Source organism: Leisingera sp. F5, assembly GCF_001593695.1.
Genome location: NZ_LUKH01000739.1, coordinates 1 through 1,759, shown reverse-complemented (window position 1 = coordinate 1,759; position 1,759 = coordinate 1). Strand labels below are relative to the sequence as shown.

4 protein-coding genes and 1 pseudogene are annotated in these 1,759 nt (G+C 59.7%); all 5 read right to left on the bottom strand.

Annotated elements, in window-relative coordinates:
- Nucleotides 1-33: 33 nt before the first annotated feature.
- Nucleotides 34-744 (bottom strand): isoprenylcysteine carboxylmethyltransferase family protein, encoded by a 711-nt coding sequence (locus A2I95_RS35420; RefSeq protein ID WP_291737239.1) that lies wholly within the window; start codon nucleotides 742-744, stop codon nucleotides 34-36.
- A complete protein-coding gene (locus tag A2I95_RS35415; protein ID WP_027257225.1) occupies nucleotides 741-950 on the bottom strand; it encodes a DUF2933 domain-containing protein in 210 nt (69 codons plus the stop codon). The genes A2I95_RS35420 and A2I95_RS35415 overlap by 4 nt, the downstream gene beginning before the upstream one ends.
- Entirely contained in the window at nucleotides 853-1,071 is a 219-nt protein-coding gene (locus A2I95_RS42710) for a hypothetical protein (protein ID WP_281171999.1), read from the bottom strand. Before A2I95_RS42710 ends, A2I95_RS35415 begins: the two co-directional genes overlap by 98 nt.
- Before the next feature lie 50 nt (nucleotides 1,072-1,121).
- A complete protein-coding gene (locus tag A2I95_RS35410) occupies nucleotides 1,122-1,520 on the bottom strand; it encodes an IS6 family transposase (RefSeq protein ID WP_291737238.1) in 399 nt (132 codons plus the stop codon).
- A 28-nt stretch (nucleotides 1,521-1,548) separates the two neighbouring features.
- Nucleotides 1,549-1,759: pseudogene (locus tag A2I95_RS35405) on the bottom strand (IS3 family transposase); the annotation flags it as partial.

The window sequence follows — 1,759 nt, the reverse complement described above, 5'->3', positions numbered from 1 at the left end:
CCTCAAGGATACCCTCGAAGCCATCGCTGCAGGTCACCCTGCCAGCCGGCTCGACGAGCTCCTGCCCTGGAACTTCCCACCGTCAAGCTGATCCCGCGTGAGGCGGGGGCAACGCTTACCGCGCGACTGCGCGAAGTGCGGAAAAAAGGTGGGAACGCGGGCTGCATAGGTGTCGAACGTGGCCCGGGTTTCCCGTTCTTCCGCGCGGGCCAGCCGCACATACATCCAGATCAACACCGGATACATCGCGAGAGTCAGCAGGGTGGGCCATTGAAAGAGAAAGCCCGTCAGGACCAGAACGAAGCCCACATATTGCGGATGGCGAACTTTCGCGTAGGGACCGCTGGTCGCTAGTGTCCCGCTGCGTTGAGCCTGATAGAGCACCCTCCATGCGGCGGAGATCATCCAGAAGCCCAGCCCGATCAGTACGAAACTGATCATATGGAAAGGGCCGAAATGCGGGTTGGCCTGCCAGCCGAACAGCATTTCCGGCAGGTGACCTGCATCATGCGAAAACCAGTCGACGCCAGGATATGTCGTCTGCAGCCAGCCAGACAGCAGATAGATGGTGAGCGGAAAGCCATACATTTCCGAGAAACGCGCCACGAGAAACGGGCTGAAGGCTCCGAAGCTCCGCCAATCCCATGGCGTCTGCGGTTTAAAGAAGCTGAAGGCGAACATGATGAAAATGGCCGCGTTTAGAAGGGCAAAAACCCAAAGCCCATAGGCGGATGCATCGGTCATGACTTGTCATCGCCTCCGTGACCGCCATGCATGAACAGGTGCATGACGCCGCAGCCCAAGAGCAACAGCACCAGAAAACCGTTTCCAGCAAAGATGTGAACGCGATGTTCAAAGCCCAAGAGCAGGGCCGCGATTGCCAGCGCGATAATCAAGCTCACACCGAAACGTGACTTCCAGAAGGGCTGATGCGGTTCGGATTGCGACAAAGACGATCTCGTTGATCACGCCGGTCTCACAGTTTTCGAATTGGCCTTTTCGAATGGCGCGGAAAGTTGCGATGCCGGCGAGCGCGGCCTTCGCTCCGGCCAGCGTCTGGAAACCGCGCATGGGCCGCAATCGCTGCTTCAGTACAGCATGATCGCTCTCGATCCGATTGTTTAAATACTTGGGTCAATGTGCCGGATCATATCTACTGGCCCGAGGCGGTCGTTGATCCCGCCGATCACCTTGGCATAGCTGTGCGCCCTGTCGGTGATGATCGTAAGCGGCTGATACTGCCGCACAGTGTCTCGCGCCTGGCGCAGAAACGCCCCTGCTGCCTTAGCATCCCGCCGCGCCGTCGGGCGGAAGTCGATCAGCTGGTCGAACTGGTCCACGGCCCTCCACAGGTAGCGCCAGCGTCCGCCAACGCGAATGTAGGTCTCATCAGCATGCCACTGCGGCCCGCGCGAGGAGCGATGCCGGGCTTGGGCCCGCTTCTGAATCTCGGGTCTGAACTTTCGCACCCAGCGATGGATCGTCGAAGCATCGACAGTAACGCCACGCTCGGCCAGCATGTCCCGCACGTCCCGGAACGACAGCGGGTACGGCCTCGGCCCGGTCGTCTCGCAGCTTGGCCTTCACCCGCCGCTTGGGCGTCTTGTTCCGCAATTGCATGCCCATCTTCCTGTAAATGCGATAAATCTTCTTCGCATTTATTTCCCACCCCTCACGGCGCAGAAGCACATGCACGCGCCGATAGCCGAAGCGCACACGGGTCTGGCAAATTTCTCGGATCCGCTGTTCCAAAGCGGCC